The sequence below is a fragment of the Ktedonobacter racemifer DSM 44963 genome, from assembly GCF_000178855.1.
Lineage (GTDB): Bacteria > Chloroflexota > Ktedonobacteria > Ktedonobacterales > Ktedonobacteraceae > Ktedonobacter > Ktedonobacter racemifer.
In genome coordinates, this window is sequence record NZ_ADVG01000002.1 from 42,755 (window position 1) to 58,823 (window position 16,069).

Consider the following 16,069-nt stretch of genomic DNA (forward strand, 5'->3'; position numbering starts at 1 on the left):
AAATAGGAATGTAAGGTAAGGTAAGATACAGGTTAGCAAGCGACCAATAAGAGGGGAGAAAGCACACAAGTATAGGCCCGAGGCGCTGAAGAGCCGCGAGCGGCGGACGTGGAAAAGCTGCCTTATGCGTCCCCGACAGGAAGCAAGGTAACCACAATATGCTCGGCGAGGTCAACACTGATAAGATGCTCCTCTTGTGAGCCTGGCTTCTCTACAAGCACGCGCAGGGGGCCATTAAAGGGAGCACGCTCTATGATCTGGATCAAAGCTTCTGGGTAGAGGCCCAGTTTGCCAAGGTAGCAGAGCTTCTCAGAATCCTGGTCGCTGACGCGAATGATCCGCGCTGGGGTAGCAACGGGAAATTGTGAGAGCTGCTGACCCTGGCGGCGCATAATAACGCCATCCTTGCTGGGAATAGGGTCACCGTGAGGATCAACAGTAGGATAACCCAGCAGAGCATCAAGCTTCTCTTCAAACTCCTCGGAGATGACATGCTCTAAGCGGTCGGCCTCTTCGTGGACCTTATCCCAGGTATAGCCAAGCTCACGCGCCAGGTAGAGTTCGAGCAGGCGGTGATGGCGAATAATCTCAATGGCTTTACGTTCGCCCAGTTCGGTCAGGCGCACACCATGATAAGGAACATGCTCTACCCAGCCCGCGGTCGCGAAGTCCTTGAACATCATCGTGACGGTGGCATCACTGACGCCTAATTTCTCGCTCACGATAGAAGTTGAGACTTTCTGGCCGCGTTCTTGCAACGAGTAAATTAATTTGAGGCAATCACTGATACGCGGTGCCAGTTCCTGGATAGATTTGTGCACCATACCCTCCGCTTTGTCCGAACGTAATTCTGCATCCTCTATGGATGCATGATATCAAAAAGGCGAGAGGAATGCAAGGGAATTTTGTGTGAGGCGCATAAGCATATAATTGATGCTTATGCGCCTCATATCTATATCAGGGCCTATTCATCAGCTCGCAAGCTCGCCTAGGGGTAGTATGGATGGGCATGTGGGGCCGGCGAATGCCGGCCCCACATGCCCATCCATACTACCCCTGAGCGCCGCAGGCGCGAAAGCTTCCCATTGTACCAATAGCATGTTATGCTTTCGATATGGATGAGAAAACGTTCTACGAGACATTACCGAAGAAACGCATGGGAACGGCGGCCCTCTTCTTTGATCGGGGCGAGAAGATTCTTATTGTGAAGCCGAACTACCGGCCGGACTGGCTCTTTCCAGGTGGAATTGTGGACCCCGATGAGTCACCCCTGAGCGCGTGCAAACGCGAGGTGCTGGAGGAATTGGGCTTGAGTATCCCCATCACGCGTTTATTGTGCGTGGATTACAAGGGGCAAGACGGCCTCAAGACGGAGAGTTTACAGTTCATTTTCTATGGAGGCGTGCTCAGCGAGGAGGAGATCGCCAGCATTCGTCTTCAGGAAGCCGAGTTAATTGAATATCGTTTCGCCACCTACGATGAGGCACGCGAGTTGCTCAGCACACGCCTGACGGCCGCGCTGCCCCTGGCCCTGAAGGCCCTCACCCAGCAGGGAGCCATCTATCACGAGTTCTAAGATGTTGTAGGGTCCATACTTGCATGGACTAGTTCGCACAGATCAAGCACATCCTCTGGCGAAAAGAGTCCATGCAAGCATGGACCCTACAGCGTTTTTTAGTGGGCGGGGCGCAGGGCCGCGACCACCATAGCCACCACACTGATAATACAGCATACGAGGAAGGCAGAGTGCAGGCCGCTCATAAAGATGGCCAGGGCCTGCGGGTACTTGCTCATGCCGCCACCGTAGATGAAGATAGCCATCATCGCATCCTGGGGCACCTTGCTCAGAGCAATGGGGAAGACAATCGCGATACTCAACATCTGCCCTGTGTTATTGAGCATATTAAGGATGCCAGCCGCCGCGCCACGCATCTGAGGGATTACCGAGCTCATAATAGCGTTGGTATTAGGCGAGGTAAAGAAGCCGGAACCACCGCCCATCAGCGCCATAAAGACACACAAGAGCCAGAACGGCGTCGTCGGCTCGACAAAAACCAGGCCCAGCAAGCCCAGCGCCGAGACGCCCAGGCCAATAGGAGCCAGGAGACGCGAGCCAATGCGATCCGATAAGCGACCACTCAAGGGGCCAATAATCATGAACGCCAGGCCAAAGGGCGTAAGCATAAGGCCAGCCGTCAGAGGATCCTGACCATAGGGACCCTGCAAGAAGAAGATCAAGAGAAAAAGCACCGCGCCACGCGCAATACCATTGAACAGGCCGCTCAGGCTGGCCATCGTAAAGAGGCGATGACCGAAGAGGCGAAGCTGTACGATGGGCTCTTTCACCCGTGGCTCAATGACGCCAAAGAGAGCCAGGCAGATAACGCCTCCCACAAACATGGCGGTAATCACAGGCATAGGAAGCATCGGGAAGGCCAGCATGGTCAACGCGAGGAAGACACCGGTCAGGCCAAGCGCGAGCAGGAGAGCCCCCACCCAGTCGATATGCTGGTGGGCCTTCAGCCTGACGGGTTCACGCAGGCGCCAGATGCCCCATAGCATCCCGAAGATACCGATAGGCACGTTGAAGAGGAAGACCCAGCGCCAGGAGAACTGCGCAAGCAGGCCACCGATAATCGGGCCCAGCAAGAAGCCCGCGGCGCCCGCGATCTGGTTCACGCCAAGTCCCAGGCCCACCTGGCCCTTTTTGAAGGCATCTGTCACGATGGCGGTCGAATTCGTAATCATCAATGCACCACCCACGCCCTGGACCACACGACCCGCGATCAGGTCAGCACCGTGGAACTGGGGCTGGGCCAGGCCCGCGATCAGCGAGCCAAGGGTAAACATAAAGAAACCGCTATTGTAGAGGCGTTTGCGCCCCCAGATGTCCGCCAGGCGCCCCACGATAGGAGTAAGCACAGTCATAATTAACAGGTACGAGAGCAGTACCCACATGATAATGAAGAAAGAAACTTTTAGATCTTCAAGGATATTGGGGAGAACAATAAGAAGTGCAGAACCTTGAATAGAAGCGAGCAATGCACCAACCGTGGTCACAGAGAGAGCCGTCCATTGATAGCCACCATGCTGGCTGGCCGACTCATCTACAGCCACCTCTGGCTGAACATTCTCAGGTGATGAAGATTGAGAAGTTTGCATTCGAATCCTTTCTGAAAAGTAGTGCTATTCGCAGCAAAAAGCTTCGACAATCTAAATATATGACATGCGAATTAATTGTGGCAAGTCGAGAGACAAACAAAAACTGCGCAGCGCCTCTCACGCGGCCTTCCCTCAGCGTGGAGTGACACGGCTCAATGATGCTGCGTACTGCTCTAAAAGAATTGAAGGTGAAAAACAAGAAAGGGCCATAATGAGAAGTCAGTACCCTACGGCTAAAGCCGAGGGCTTGGAGTTGTGTCTGAACTCCACCGCAATTCAGCATACCTTTTCAGGCGTGCTGCTTTGGCTTCATCGTCCGACACAGAAGGCGCGTACTGACAAGAGGCCCGTTCCTCTCCAGTCTTGCCGGATAAGAAGCGTTCGCATCGCAATGTTTCTTGCACCAACCAGATCGGCATGGAGCGTGTACTGACAATTCTGACAGACAAAGAGCAATCCTTTGTTGGGTCTATTCTCTTTGCAGGTGTGCCCACATTTGGGGCAGGCCTGCGAGGTGTAGTTGGCATCGACCTTGATCGCCATACTTCGATGTAAGAGCGCTTTATAGGCAATCATGCTATGCAACTCAGCGAAGGACCATTTGGAGAAGGTACGATTGGCTTTTCGCTGTTTTGCATTTTTGCCTTTGCGTCGTTTGGTACGCTCTCGAATGTCTGTCAGATGCTCCAGTCCAATCAAGCTTTGAGGGTGCTGTAGGACAATCCGCTTACTCACGACATGATTGGTATTCTGCTTCAACCGTCTCTCTCGTCCACTGATGGCAACGAGCCTTCTTGTCGCTGAACGAGTGCCTTTCTTTTGCAGACGTTTTCTCAGTCGTGCGTAGTGGTTTGCCTTGGGGACAATCTGTTTGCCTGAATGGAAGGTGCAATCCCCTTGCATCGTCGCCGTGACGGCAAGGTATCGCATCCCCACATCCACTCCGGCGACCTGCTTGTGCGTTTCAGGTGTAGGATCAGCCGTCTCAATTTCAAGAGAGACAAGGAGGTAAAATTGTTTCTTGGGCTTGTCATACCAGAGTTTCGATGCACCAATCTCCGCTCCACGCTGGATCAATGCCACATGCTTATTGTAGCCAGTATAGGGCACGATAACACGTCCCTCAAGGGTCAGGATGCTCACGTGCTGCTCTTTCTTGAACGTGTAGTCTTTCTTGTACTGATAGGTCAACGTGGGGGAGATGAACTTGGGAGCCTTATCAAGCCCTTTGTAGCGTTTCTTGGTCTTCCCTTCCTTACGATGAACAGCATTGTTCTTGACCTTTGTCCAGAGGGTTTTATACGAGGCACCAACTTGGCGAGGAACAGAACAGGCCATTTGCGAAGGCAGATGAAAACGGAGGCGGATCTCTTCGTAGGTGGCATCTTGCAAACGAACAGCATTGCTCATCTTGCCATGCGCAAAGGCGTACTGGCTCACATAGTTGAGAGAATCCCGATACGCCAGTTGCGTTGTACGTAATGCCTTGAATTGCTCGGGCGTTGTATTTAATTTGAGTTTCGCTGTTAATACCGTTTACATACGCTAAATTATACCATAGTTTTCATCTGACTGTCAACAATACATGAGCAGATGAAAGCATGTCTACGGCGTATTCCACCCAAGCCACCTCCAAAGGAACGCCGCATTCCTCCCCATGCCTGAAAGGGCAGGGGCATCCTGCGGCGTTTTGGGTGAAGAAACATGAGCGGACCACGCTACATTTCCAGGTCGATCAAGTGCTGGAGGGCGGGAAGAGCGGCCAGAAGCTGCGCGCGTTCAGTAGTGCTTAATTGCTGGAGGCGCGTTTGCAGTGACGCCAGGTAAATCTGATCGTAGACGGCCACGACCTGCTCCCCGCGGGTCGTGGGTTGGACCCAGACGGTACGCCAATCTTCTGAGCCGCGAAAGCGTTCAACATAGCCCTGTGCCAGCAGGCGCTTGACCATCGCCGTCGCGGTTGAGGGGGCCACGACCGCCTGCTCGGCTAACTCCTGCATAGTACAGCGCTTGCGCCCCACGAGGATACGCAGGAGCGAGAGCTGACCAGGAGTGGCCTGCACCTCTGAGAAGTCCTGCCAGCGCGCGTCCTGCTGCGAGTCGCGTGCCGCCAGAACGTCGGCATAGATGCGCCGTTGCATACGCGGCATAATCTCTAATAGCTCCATGGCGAGAGCCGCGTCATCACGTCGTGAATCGTTTGTCATAATCTATCCATTTTTCAGTAATCTCAATAGTACCATATCACAAATTACGCACCAGGCATACCTTTCGCGCCTGCGGCGCTCAATGAGTAAAGTGTGGTGGTATTGGACACGGGCTCTGCCCGTGTCCAATACCACCACACTTTACTCATTGAGGGTGTGTTGCATGGCTGGCGGATGCTGGCCATGCAACACTTTATGAGCGCCGCAGGCGCGAGAAGGTGGAACTGTTAGCCAGAGGTAGGGGTGTAGACGATGTAGCCCGCGAAGTGATAGAGCTTAAAGGGCTTCTTCCGGAAGCGCAGTTGCTGGTGGAAGGTCTCGGCCTGGGAAGAGTTCTCCGGGAAAACATAGGCGGCCCTGGTATCGGAAGAGACAATGACATAGTAGAGGGGATAACGATTCTGGCCCACTAAGAGGCGATCACGCATCACGCCACAGATAATATGCTCCAGAGACTTAAATATCAAGCGATTGCAGGTCCAGTAATCCGAGTAGATGTGCGTGACATGGATACGCTCAAGGTCCTTCATCAACTCGGCCTCCTGGCGATTGAAGGTCTGCACCTGGGGCACGCCTTTATACTGGTAGACATCCTGGATCGCGTAGGCATCAGCGCGCTGCTCGACAGATGGAGCAGGCGGGTATCCCTGCACAACGCTCCTGGTTCCCAGGCAAAGCACGGTCGCGAGCAGGAGAAGCAGGCTCAAACGGGCTAATGCGCTGACACTCAGGGAGAACCGGAGAAAGGACAGCCTCGTTTGCACGCGAGCGGCGGGTACCGAGAGTGCGGAAAGCGCCGGATGTGGAAGGGAGAAGAGCCAGCCCGCTCGCTCCAGACCACACCAGAGCGGCCAGAGCAACGCCGGAGTTGTCATCCAGAGGGCGGAGAGATAGCGCATATCCGCGACGGCGAAGAGCGCGGAATTAGGACTCAATAAGAAAGGAAGCACCGTCAAAAGGGCATTAAGCAAGAGCGCGAAATGGCCCGCATGGCGAATCAACTCCTCACGCCGCCACGTGCCACCTGCCAGGCGTCCACGCACAAGGCGATAGATAGCCCAGATGCCCATCCCCAGGCTAACCAGCCAGAGGAAACAAAGCACGGCCGACCACCCGCTTTGCGTCAGGGTGCAGCGGAGACCATGCAGATTCTCTGTGCGCAAGAGATGGGTATCGGCAAGAGAGCAGAGCGGGAAAGAACCCGTGGCTCCTGGCAAGGTCGTCAAGAATGTGCCCTTGATTTGCAGGGGGAAGAGCACACCTTTAGGCGGGAGATCAACGCCATTGGCGCTCTGAACATAAAACAGATAGGAGAGCGTATCCTGACCGGGGTTGGCATGGTAGTTATAGAAAATATAGGGAAGCAAGCCAAAGCCAAGGCCCACTACCAGCGCCACCGCACCTCCCCAGATAAGCTCGCGCAGGCAGAAAATAAGCAGCAGCAGGCCCGCGGTCCCCAGCAGAGGCAGGATGAGGGCATGGCTCCAAAAGCCGACGCCCGCCAGGATGCCCCAGAGAGCATAGATCAGGAGGCGCCAGCCATGCAACATGCGTGAGCGGTCATACGTCCGGGCCAGCCAGAGCGAGAGGAAGAGCAGACCAGTCGCGCAGACCAGCATCTCGGGTATCCCGCCTACAGCCACCAGTTGCCGCGTCAGCACCGAGGCAGAACCCAGGCTCAAGAGAAGGAGCACAAAAATAGCCAAATTTCTGGTGTAAATTGTGCTGACGAGCAGGTACATGCCCAGCAGAAAGAGGGCAAATAAAAAGATCAGGCCCAGGCGGAGCGCAAAAAGCGTGGGGCCAAAGAGGGAGAAGAAGGCCGCGCCCAGGTAGGCTTCTAGAGACCCCATATAGCTTTGGCCATAGAAAAAGACCGGAAAATCCTGTCCACGCCAGATGTGGAGCGCCATGATGCCCATCGTGCCTTCATCGCTATCCATCAGTGGCCAGCCCTGTGCGACCAGGTAGACACGCAAATAGACGGCCCAGCCAATGATCAGCAAGGCTAGCAGGGCGTGTTTCCTCTGCCACGCATATTTAATAGACGTAGCGAATAAACGCTTGCTCCAATGCTGCATACGTACTTTGTAACCTTATCATAAGAAAATTTGGTGCTGCATGCATAATACATACTTTCCCACCAATCAGGCAAGCAGCAGTAGTGCAGCGTCGGTCAACTCATCCAATCTAGTAATACAAGCGAATAGCTGGAAGGAATAGCTACAGAATAGCCATTTCAGCGTGGGTAGGAATTTCTTTAAGAGGTGTTCTCAGCGTCTGCGACATTTCGCATGGAGTATGGGGAATGTGGTGTGAAATGCCTCTGACATTCCCCATACTACAATTTATCAGGCGCTGGGGAGGCGCTCGATGTGGCCCTCGGTCACCTCGCCGCGTGGATCGATGCGAAACACGCGTGCATAGGGAGGCTCGGGCTGGTATTGCAGCGAAAAGATAATGTAGAGATAGCCGCTACGTTTAGCCCACTCGCGGTCGCGAGCAGAGGGATAGGCCTCGCTGATAGGATGCGAGTGATAGTAGATCATCTCGCCATCATAGGCGTCAATATCGTTAAAGATGCGGACAATATCGCGCTCGCTGATGATCGAGAAGTCGTCGGGATGCTCAGCGACATTCTGGGCTGGGTAGTTCTTGACGACCGTCCCGTCGACGCTGCCAAGGGCGCCACAGGCCTCGTTGGGGTAGCCAGCGAGGACATGGGCCGCCATTTCCTGGTAAATGGTCTCCGGCACACGTATGACAAAGCCGGTTGAGGAAGAATGTGTCTCTGCTACCATAGAACCTTCGACTCCAATCCCTCTTCGATGGAATCCAGGCTGCGTGTCCACAGGTCTTCGCTGAGATATTTCCAGCCGCCATCCGCGAGCAGCGTCACGACCTTGCCCTGCTCCATCTGCTCCGCGACGCGTATGGCCGCGTGGAGAGAAGCGCCACACGAGGGGCCGGCAAAGATTCCCTCCTGATCTTTCAACTGACGCGTCCGCCGGATCGAATCGATGCTGGAGACGAGGATCTTACCATCGAGTAGGCTCTGATCAAGCACAGGAGGCACAAAGCCGTCCGCCAGGCTGCGCAGGCCCTGCACACCTTCGCCCTGCATGGGTTCGGCGGCAATGACTTTGATGGCAGAATTATACTCCTTCAAGCGACGCGCGGTCCCAGTGAGGGTACCACCTGTCCCCAGGCCCGCCACGAAGGCTGCGATATCGGGCAGATCCTGAATGATCTCGACCGCTGTACCATAGTAGTGCGCACGGGGATTGCCCTCATTGCCATACTGGTAGAGCATGACATAGCGCTCATCCTGGCTGGCAAGCTCTTTGGCGAGTTTGACCGCTCCGTTACTACCAAGTTTTCCATCGGAGAAGATAATCTTTGCGCCATAGAGTTCGAGCAATTGAGCACGCTCCCTGGTAACGTTATCGGGCAGCACGGCGACAAACTGGTAGCCTTTGAGGCGCGCAATCATCGCCAGGGCAATACCGGTATTGCCGCTTGTCGGCTCCAGCAGGGTAGCCCCTGGCTGGAGGCGGCCAGCGGCCTCAGCCTCCTCGATCATCCGTTTGGCGATGCGATCTTTGACACTCCCCGAAGGATTGGCTCCCTCAAGCTTGGCATAGATCTCCACACCTGGATGCGGGCTAAAGCTTTTTAGTTCCACCAGGGGAGTATTGCCAATTGTCTCTAGTAAACTGCTATAGCGCATATCGTTCACCTGGCTCCTTATTTAGTCACCGGCCCCCGGCCATGGCGGGCAAGAGGATCACGGTATCGCTCGCGCCGACGACGGTCTCAAGGCCCTGGAGATAGCGGACGTCCTGGTCGTTAACATAGATATTGATAAAACGGCTCAGCTCACCACTGGGCTGGATCTGATCTTTAAGCGCGGGATAGTGCTGATAGAGGTCATTGAGTACCTCGGTCAGGGTGCTACCCTGTGCGCTTACCTGTTTGGAGCCGCCAGCGCTAGGGCGAAGAACTGGTGCAAGTCGAACGGTTGCCATATGTTTATTACTCCTTGTGAGTTATATAGTTGGTATGGTTATGTGATGGGGCAAGGTCGCAGACCTTGCCCCATCACATAACTATTTTTATTTAAAGGGCGCAGACGTCGGCATAAGTGGGCAAGTTCTCGGGATTCCCGTTTTCGCCACAGGCCGCGCAATGTGGATCGCGGAAGAGCTTCAGCTCGTTAAACTCACCAGCCAGGGCATCGTAGGTCATGAGGCGTCCAACCAGGGGATCGCCAATGCCCAACAGGAGTTTAATGGCCTCGGTCGCCTGCAAGAGACCAACGATACCAGGGAGCACGCCAAGCACACCGGCCTCAGCGCAGCTAGGCGCCAGGGCAGGAGGTGGGGGCTCGGGATAGAGACAACGATAGCATGGGCCATCATAGGGTTTAAAGACAGTCAACTGCCCCTCAAAACGGAAGACACTGCCATGGATGACCGGCTTATTCGCCAGCAGAGCCGCGTCGTTGAGGAGATAACGCGTGGGGAAGTTATCGGTGCCATCGATGATTACATCATAGTCAGCGATAATGCGCCGTACGTTTTCTTCATCGAGGCGCTCGATATAGGTCACCACGTTGACATCGGGATTGAGCTTCTGGAGCGTCTCTTTCGCCGACTCAGCCTTGTACTGACCAACACGATCCGTGTTATGCAGAATCTGGCGTTGCAGGTTGCTCTCATCAACGACATCGGCATCAATAATGCCCAGCGTGCCGACGCCAGCCGCGGCGAGATAGTACGCCGAGGGGGAGCCGAGGCCACCCGCGCCGATGAGCAGCACCTTGGAATCAAGGAGTTTGAACTGACCCTGCTCACCCACCTCAGGCACCAACAGGTGGCGGCTATAGCGGCGAGCCTGGGCATCGCTCATCAAACGAGGCATCTCAAATTCGAAGCCGCTGCCCTTCCATTGGCCGAAGCCACCGGACATCGAGATGACATTGCGATACCCCATCTGCTGAAGCGTCTTGCCAGCCATTAATGAGCGTACACCACCAGCACAGTAGAGCACGACGGTCTGGTCCTTATCGGGAATTGCTTCTTCAATTTGAAGCTCTAGAAAGCCACGTGGTACGTGGATGGCCCCTGGGATATGGCCTTCGTTCCATTCATGTTTCTCGCGCACATCTACCAGGGCCACGTCCGGGGCTTGCTCCCCGTTCTCACGCTGCTCCGCAAGGCTCTGGCGTACCTGAGAGGCCGACCACTCCGGCACTTCCTGCCTTGCCTGGCGCATGATTTCACGAGATGCCTCGCCCATGTTCACACTCCTTATTGTTGATTAAGTTAATCAAGTTAGTTTTATGATTTCTTACAACAGCTTACAATTGCTCGCACGACTTGTCAAGGAAAATTACAGGTTAGAAACGCAGGTTGCAATGGCGATTTCTTGAGGTACATTCGCTTTAATCATCAGAACAGCAAAAGAGGGGGATTTATTCCGGGGAGAGTGCGTGCGCTACTGGCGTACGCGCCTACTTGTTCGGCAGTAGGCGCGTACGCCAGTAGCGCACCCTGTTTATATGGAGAGAAGGTGGTCGGCGCGTAGTTGCGCAAGTGCCTTGCTGGCCAGGGAAGAAACGGCAAGCGTATTCGCGACGCCGCTGAATGCCTCGACCACGGGTTTGAGATAGGGAGTGAGCTTGCTATCGCGCAGGTAGAGCTGGTGGAGAATATAGCAAGAGGTCTCGGCTTGCAGTTGGTTGGGGACACTGCTCTCCAACTGGCGCAAGACTGGCTCGAGGCTGGCTTTGCCATAGAGTACCAGGCTCTTCGCGGCCATCCAGCAGACGCCGGTATCGGGATCACGCAAGCCCGCGATCAGGTAAGGGATGGCGCGAAAGTCCTGCATTTCGCCAAAGGCGCGCATACAATGCCAGCGGATCCAGGGAGAGGCGCTGTGCATCTCATGCGCCACGGCAGGGATGGCGGGAGGACCGATCTGAACCAGGGAGGCAAATACCTGGTTGACCATCTGTTCATCGGCGCCTTTAAGCGTTTCCAGTAAAGTTGGCACCACGGAGGGATCGCGCAACTTGCCCAACGCGCGAGCGGCCTGCATACGCACCTGATGCGAAGGATCGTGCAGCGCCTGGAGCAAGAGCGGCTCCGCCACGCGGTCACCCATCTCGCCCAGGATGGTAATCGCGGTGCCGCGAACTTCCTGGCGGCGATCACGAAAGCCCGCGAAGAGGACACGTTCGGCGCGTTCTCGCGTCATCGCGCCTCCGGCCTGAAGCAAGTTGCTCAAACGAATGCGTGCATAGGACGAGCGTAGCTTGGGTGGAACCACAAATGGCTTCCCGGCCCAGGTTCCCAGGGCAATAAACTCAAGTAAGTGATGGGCCAGGCGATCATCTTCAAGGGAGGCCACCGCCTCCATCGCACGTGGATCGTCGTCAATAATCCAGAGCATCAAGCGCCAGGCAGCCCCACGCCTTCCTTCTGCGGCATTAATCGCCAATTGCGCTGGAGGAATATCACCCAGAGGAGGGGTTACTTCGGCGTGCGTTGTAGTGGTCGTCTGGGTTACATTGGGCTTCTTTGTCGTAAAGGGATCATCAAATTGAGGCATCGTCTTCTTATCTCCTTGCGCCTGCGGCGCTCGCCTGGGTAGGTGGTGGTGTGGAGTGTGCTGGCAGCCTACGGCTGCCAGCACACTCCACACCACCACCTACCTGAAAGAAGTTGCATATCGCATTACCTACTTTCAAGGTACACCACCCAAAAAAAGCAGGCCCTTCCATGTGGAAGAGCCTGCGAAACGCAGAGATTACTGGATGGGATGCGCCAGTTATGCCTGGTTTGCCTCGTACAGGGCATTAAAGACGCGTTCGGGAGTCGCGGGAATCGTCGTCACACGCACGCCAAGCGCATCGTGCAAGGCATTGGCGACTGCGGCGGCCACCGGCACCACTGGCGGCTCCCCGACGCCCTTCGCGCCGAAGGGACCAAGGGCAGAGGGAATCTCTACCAGAATCGGGGTAATCCGTGGCACATCGAAGCTATGCGGCAGAGCGTAGTCCATCAGCGTAGGAGTCAGGAGTTGGCCGTTCTCGTCGTACTCATAGCCTTCGAATAAGGCCCAGCCCAGACCCTGAGTGACGCCACCACTGATCTGCCCCTCGACCTCAGCCGGGTTGATCGCGCGACCGACATCCTGTACAGCTACGTAGTCCAGCACCTTGACATCGCCGGTATCGGGATCGACAGCCAGCTTCACCAGGTGCGCGGCAAACATGGGAGAGGAGGTCGTAATGCCCGCGCGACCACGGCCATAGACCGGCTCAAAGCGCCGTGTGGACATCTTCGCCACCTCTTTGAGGTCGACGCTCTTGTTAGGCACGCCACGCACAGCCACCTTGCCCTCGACAATCTCCAGGTCCGCCTCGGCGGCCTCCAGCATGTTGCTAGCAATGTTGAGAATCTGCTGACGTGCATCGCGAACGGCTGAGAGCACAGCAGGCCCCATCGCATAGGTCGTCTTACTCCCGCCTGTGCCACCACTATAGGGCATGGTATCGGTGCTATCATGCACTACATTCACCTGGTCCGGTGAAACGCCCAGGCCCTCGGCGGCAATTAAGGCCATCGAGGTATCGGAACCGGTCAGATCGACGGTGCCAAGCACCACCGAGAGCGTCCCGTCCGACTCCAGGCGACAAGCAGCAGCAGATGGCTCGGTACCGCCCGGCCAGCCACCGACTGAGATACCAATACCGACCTTCCAGCCCTTCAGCTCGGTGGGAAGCTTCTGCTTCTCCTCGGCGCGGTTGACCCACAGAGGGTGCTTCTCCAGCTCATCAATACACTCCAACAGACCAATGCGCGGCCAGTTGCGACGATCAATGGTGGGATCACCCTCCTTGAAGGCGTTGTGCTTGCGGAACGCCAGCAGATCCATCTCCAGCGCCTCACAGAGCTTGTTGACCGTTGTCTCCATGGCGAAAGTAGCCTGGGGCGCATTGGGAGCGCGATAGGCGCCCACGCTGACCTTATTGGTCAGGACCTCGTAACAGTGGAGATCGACATTGGGGCAGCGATAGGTGCTTGCCAGCAGATAGCCGCCCAGGCCTGCCGCGGCACCAGGATAGGCACCAGAATCGAAGATGGCTTTACCCTGGAGGGCCACCAGCGTACCATCTTTCTTCGCGCCAAGCTTGAGGGTAATAACAGCCTGGGGGGCGGGATTGCCCGCTAGCAGATCTTCCTGGCGAGTAAAGGATAAACGCACGGGCTTGCGCACCTTATAGGCCGCCGCCGCCGCCAGGGGCTCGATCAAACCAAATTTGCCACCGAAGGCACCCCCAATAGGCACCGACTCAACGCGAATCTGGCGCTCCGGCAAATTCAGCGCCTCGGAGATGTCCGAGCGCACACCAAGCATACCCTGAGCGCTGGGCCAGACAACGAGTTGATGGCCAGAGGGGCTAGGCGAGACGAGGATGGACTGCGACTCCATATAAGACTGGTGGACCGGGCGCGTGCTCACCGTATGCTCGATCACGACCTCGGCCTCGCGCCAGCCAGCCTCGATATCGCCCAGCTTCATATGCGTCTTGCCGCTCACATTGGCGGAGAGCTCTTCCTGCTCCTCTTCTTCGGTATCACCCGAGCCGACGGCTGCGTGCGCACCGCCACCAGCGATCTCACCACCTTCTTTAGAAGCATGCAAGCGTGTCAGAGGTGAGTTGGGACGCATGGCCTCGACCGGGTCCAGCACGACGGGCAGGGGATCATAATCAACATCCACGAGGGCGACACCATCTTCAGCTGCGGCCTCGGTCTCGGCCACGACAATCGCCACAGGGTGGCCTGCCCAGCAGGCTTCACCACGGGCCAGGGGGGCCTGTGAGCGCGAAGTGGCATCGGGATTGGCCATCTCAAGCGTCTCGCTGGTATAGACAGCAACCACACCTGGCACGTTAAGGGCCTCGCTGACATCAATGTTGTTGATGGTGGCATGGGCATAGGGGCTGAGCACGAGGCGCGCATGCAGCAAGCCTGGAGCAGATATATCACCGGCGAAGCGAGTCCGGCCCATCAGCTTTTCCGGGGCGTCCTGCCTGCGTGTACGCTTGCCAACAAAATTCGTTTCTTGTGCAGTCTGATCTACAGTTTGTGTCATGCAGAGCTTATCTCCCACAATCTCTAGCGAAAAGGAACAACAAGAGGAAAGTCGCCTGCACAGTGCTGGCAGGTTGACTGAAAAAAGATAGCCGTGCCTTGAGCACGGATAATATGAGGTAGCCGATTATCTCTATAAGTGTATCACAATTCTTCCAGTGCTGCCTCACCCAGTAGCCGCTACTAGCGTACGCGACTACTGGGTGAGGCAGCACTAGTCTTAAAAAGTGCCGCGCAGGGCCTGGTCGAGGTCCCAGAGGATATCCTCGACGTTCTCGATGCCGATGGAGAGACGGATCAGGTCTGGGGTCACGCCGCCCGCGAGCTGGTTCTCCTCAGAGAGCTGCTGGTGTGTCGTGCTGGCGGGATGAATGACCAGGCTGCGCGCATCGCCAACGTTCGCCAGGTGCGAGAGGAGCTTTACGCTATTGATCAGCTTTTTTCCCGCCTCGTAGCCACCCTTGACGCCAAAGGTGAAGACAGCACCCGCGCCACGCGGCAGATACTTCTGCGCCAGTTCATACGAGGGATCATCTTTCAAGCCGGGATAGCGCACCCAACTCACAGCGGGATGCTCATGCAAGAACTCGGCCACGCGCTGGGCATTGGCACAATGGCGCTCCATGCGCAGCGAGAGCGTTTCGAGGCCCTGGAGCAGCAGGAAGGAGTTAAAGGGGCTAAGCGCGGCCCCCGTATCACGAACCGTCTCCACGCGGAGCTTCATACAAAAGCAAAAATCTCCAAAAGTTTCGTAGAAGCGCACGCCGTGGTAACCAGGCGAGGGATCAACGATATGCGCGAACTTCCCGTTGTCCCAGGGGAACTTCCCCGACTCGACCACTACGCCCGCGATGGAGGTGCCATGCCCGCCAATAAACTTGGTCGCCGAATGCACGACGATATCCGCGCCATGTTCGAAGGGACGGCAGAGGTAAGGCGTCCCAAAGGTATTGTCCACGACCAGGGGAATACCGGCCTCGTGCGCGATAGCGGCCACAGCCTGAATATCGAGCACATCTCCACGAGGGTTGCCAATGGTCTCGCCGTACAAGGCACGCGTTCTGGGCGTAATGGCCCGACGGAAGTTTTCAGGATCATTACTATCGACAAAGATGGTATTGATGCCCCAGGCGCGTAGCGTGATGTCAAACTGCGTATGCGTGCCACCATAAAGGTAGCTGGAGGCCACAATTTCATCGCCGGGACGCAGCAGCGTCATCATCGTCGCCATCTGGGCCGCCATACCCGAGGCGGTCGCCACGGCGCCAGTGCCGCCTTCCAGGGATGCGATACGCTCCTCGAAGACAGCGGTCGTCGGATTCATGATACGGGTATAGATATTGCCGAAGCGTTGCAGAGCAAAGAGGTGCGCGGCATGGTCGGTATCGTCAAAGACATAGGACGTCGTCTGGTAAATGGGAACCGCGCGCGCGCCAGTCGTAGGATCGGGTCGCTGGCCCGCGTGCACGGAGAGGGTATCGAAACCAAAGACGTGATCGCCATCAATCTCAGGCATGAGAGAAACCTCCAATA

Annotated in this window: 12 protein-coding genes and 1 pseudogene; 1 reads left to right on the plus strand and 12 read right to left on the minus strand. The window is 56.2% G+C overall.

From position 1 onward, the window contains the following. Positions 1-122: 122 nt before the first annotated feature. Positions 123-824 carry a metal-dependent transcriptional regulator gene (locus tag KRAC_RS16595; protein ID WP_040443774.1) on the minus strand — a complete coding sequence of 234 codons (702 nt, stop codon included), beginning with the start codon at positions 822-824 and terminating at the stop codon, positions 123-125. A gap of 290 nt (positions 825-1,114) precedes the next feature. On the opposite strand from KRAC_RS16595, the gene KRAC_RS16600 reads away from it, so the two are divergent. After that, the gene (locus KRAC_RS16600; protein WP_007908971.1) at positions 1,115-1,576 is read left to right on the plus strand and encodes an NUDIX domain-containing protein; all 462 of its coding nucleotides are present in this window, start codon (positions 1,115-1,117) and stop codon (positions 1,574-1,576) included. A 98-nt stretch (positions 1,577-1,674) separates the two neighbouring features. Here the strand turns inward: KRAC_RS16600 and KRAC_RS16605 are convergent, their stop codons facing one another. From KRAC_RS16605 to KRAC_RS16655, 11 genes and pseudogenes are all read right to left on the minus strand, one after another. Then, entirely contained in the window at positions 1,675-3,162 is a 1,488-nt protein-coding gene (locus KRAC_RS16605) for an MFS transporter (protein ID WP_007908973.1), read from the minus strand. 233 nt (positions 3,163-3,395) lie between these two features. Next, positions 3,396-4,629: pseudogene (locus tag KRAC_RS16610) on the minus strand (RNA-guided endonuclease InsQ/TnpB family protein). A 251-nt stretch (positions 4,630-4,880) separates the two neighbouring features. Next, the gene (locus KRAC_RS61730) at positions 4,881-5,369 is read right to left on the minus strand and encodes a MarR family transcriptional regulator (protein WP_007908975.1); all 489 of its coding nucleotides are present in this window, start codon (positions 5,367-5,369) and stop codon (positions 4,881-4,883) included. A gap of 227 nt (positions 5,370-5,596) precedes the next feature. Then, positions 5,597-7,450, minus strand: coding sequence for a hypothetical protein (locus KRAC_RS16620; RefSeq protein WP_007908977.1), 1,854 nt, complete (start codon positions 7,448-7,450; stop codon positions 5,597-5,599). A gap of 270 nt (positions 7,451-7,720) precedes the next feature. Continuing rightward, positions 7,721-8,170 carry a M67 family metallopeptidase gene (locus tag KRAC_RS16625; protein ID WP_007908979.1) on the minus strand — a complete coding sequence of 150 codons (450 nt, stop codon included), beginning with the start codon at positions 8,168-8,170 and terminating at the stop codon, positions 7,721-7,723. Then, on the minus strand, positions 8,164-9,099 hold the full coding sequence (locus tag KRAC_RS16630; RefSeq protein ID WP_007908980.1) for a PLP-dependent cysteine synthase family protein: 936 nt from the start codon (positions 9,097-9,099) through the stop codon (positions 8,164-8,166). Before KRAC_RS16630 ends, KRAC_RS16625 begins: the two co-directional genes overlap by 7 nt. A gap of 25 nt (positions 9,100-9,124) precedes the next feature. Next, entirely contained in the window at positions 9,125-9,397 is a 273-nt protein-coding gene (locus KRAC_RS16635) for a MoaD/ThiS family protein (protein ID WP_007908982.1), read from the minus strand. A 91-nt stretch (positions 9,398-9,488) separates the two neighbouring features. After that, entirely contained in the window at positions 9,489-10,670 is a 1,182-nt protein-coding gene (moeB, locus tag KRAC_RS16640; protein WP_007908984.1) for a molybdopterin-synthase adenylyltransferase MoeB, read from the minus strand. A gap of 258 nt (positions 10,671-10,928) precedes the next feature. After that, complete coding sequence (locus tag KRAC_RS16645; protein WP_007908986.1) at positions 10,929-11,984, minus strand: HEAT repeat domain-containing protein; 1,056 nt, start codon at positions 11,982-11,984, stop codon at positions 10,929-10,931. Between the two features lie 219 nt (positions 11,985-12,203). Further along, positions 12,204-14,537, minus strand: a complete 2,334-nt coding sequence (locus tag KRAC_RS16650) for a xanthine dehydrogenase family protein molybdopterin-binding subunit (RefSeq protein ID WP_007908987.1) — start codon at positions 14,535-14,537, stop codon at positions 12,204-12,206. Positions 14,538-14,756: 219 nt separating this feature from the next. Continuing rightward, a complete protein-coding gene (locus KRAC_RS16655; RefSeq protein WP_007908994.1) occupies positions 14,757-16,052 on the minus strand; it encodes an O-acetylhomoserine aminocarboxypropyltransferase/cysteine synthase family protein in 1,296 nt (431 codons plus the stop codon). Between the last annotated feature and the right edge of the window lie 17 nt (positions 16,053-16,069).

Bases quoted from the DNA above. Each gene is read 5' to 3' on its own strand.
- KRAC_RS16605 (WP_007908973.1), bottom strand. From the start codon at position 3,162: ATGCAAACTTCTCAATCTTCATCACCTGAGAATGTTCAGCCAGAGGTG.
- KRAC_RS16620 (WP_007908977.1), bottom strand. From the start codon at position 7,450: ATGCAGCATTGGAGCAAGCGTTTATTCGCTACGTCTATTAAATATGCG.
- KRAC_RS16595 (WP_040443774.1), bottom strand. From the start codon at position 824: ATGGTGCACAAATCTATCCAGGAACTGGCACCGCGTATCAGTGATTGC.
- KRAC_RS16655 (WP_007908994.1), bottom strand. From the start codon at position 16,052: ATGCCTGAGATTGATGGCGATCACGTCTTTGGTTTCGATACCCTCTCC.
- KRAC_RS16635 (WP_007908982.1), bottom strand. From the start codon at position 9,397: ATGGCAACCGTTCGACTTGCACCAGTTCTTCGCCCTAGCGCTGGCGGC.
- KRAC_RS16645 (WP_007908986.1), bottom strand. From the start codon at position 11,984: ATGCCTCAATTTGATGATCCCTTTACGACAAAGAAGCCCAATGTAACC.
- KRAC_RS16650 (WP_007908987.1), bottom strand. From the start codon at position 14,537: ATGACACAAACTGTAGATCAGACTGCACAAGAAACGAATTTTGTTGGC.
- moeB (WP_007908984.1), bottom strand. From the start codon at position 10,670: ATGGGCGAGGCATCTCGTGAAATCATGCGCCAGGCAAGGCAGGAAGTG.
- KRAC_RS16630 (WP_007908980.1), bottom strand. From the start codon at position 9,099: ATGCGCTATAGCAGTTTACTAGAGACAATTGGCAATACTCCCCTGGTG.
- KRAC_RS61730 (WP_007908975.1), bottom strand. From the start codon at position 5,369: ATGACAAACGATTCACGACGTGATGACGCGGCTCTCGCCATGGAGCTA.
- KRAC_RS16600 (WP_007908971.1), top strand. From the start codon at position 1,115: ATGGATGAGAAAACGTTCTACGAGACATTACCGAAGAAACGCATGGGA.
- KRAC_RS16625 (WP_007908979.1), bottom strand. From the start codon at position 8,170: ATGGTAGCAGAGACACATTCTTCCTCAACCGGCTTTGTCATACGTGTG.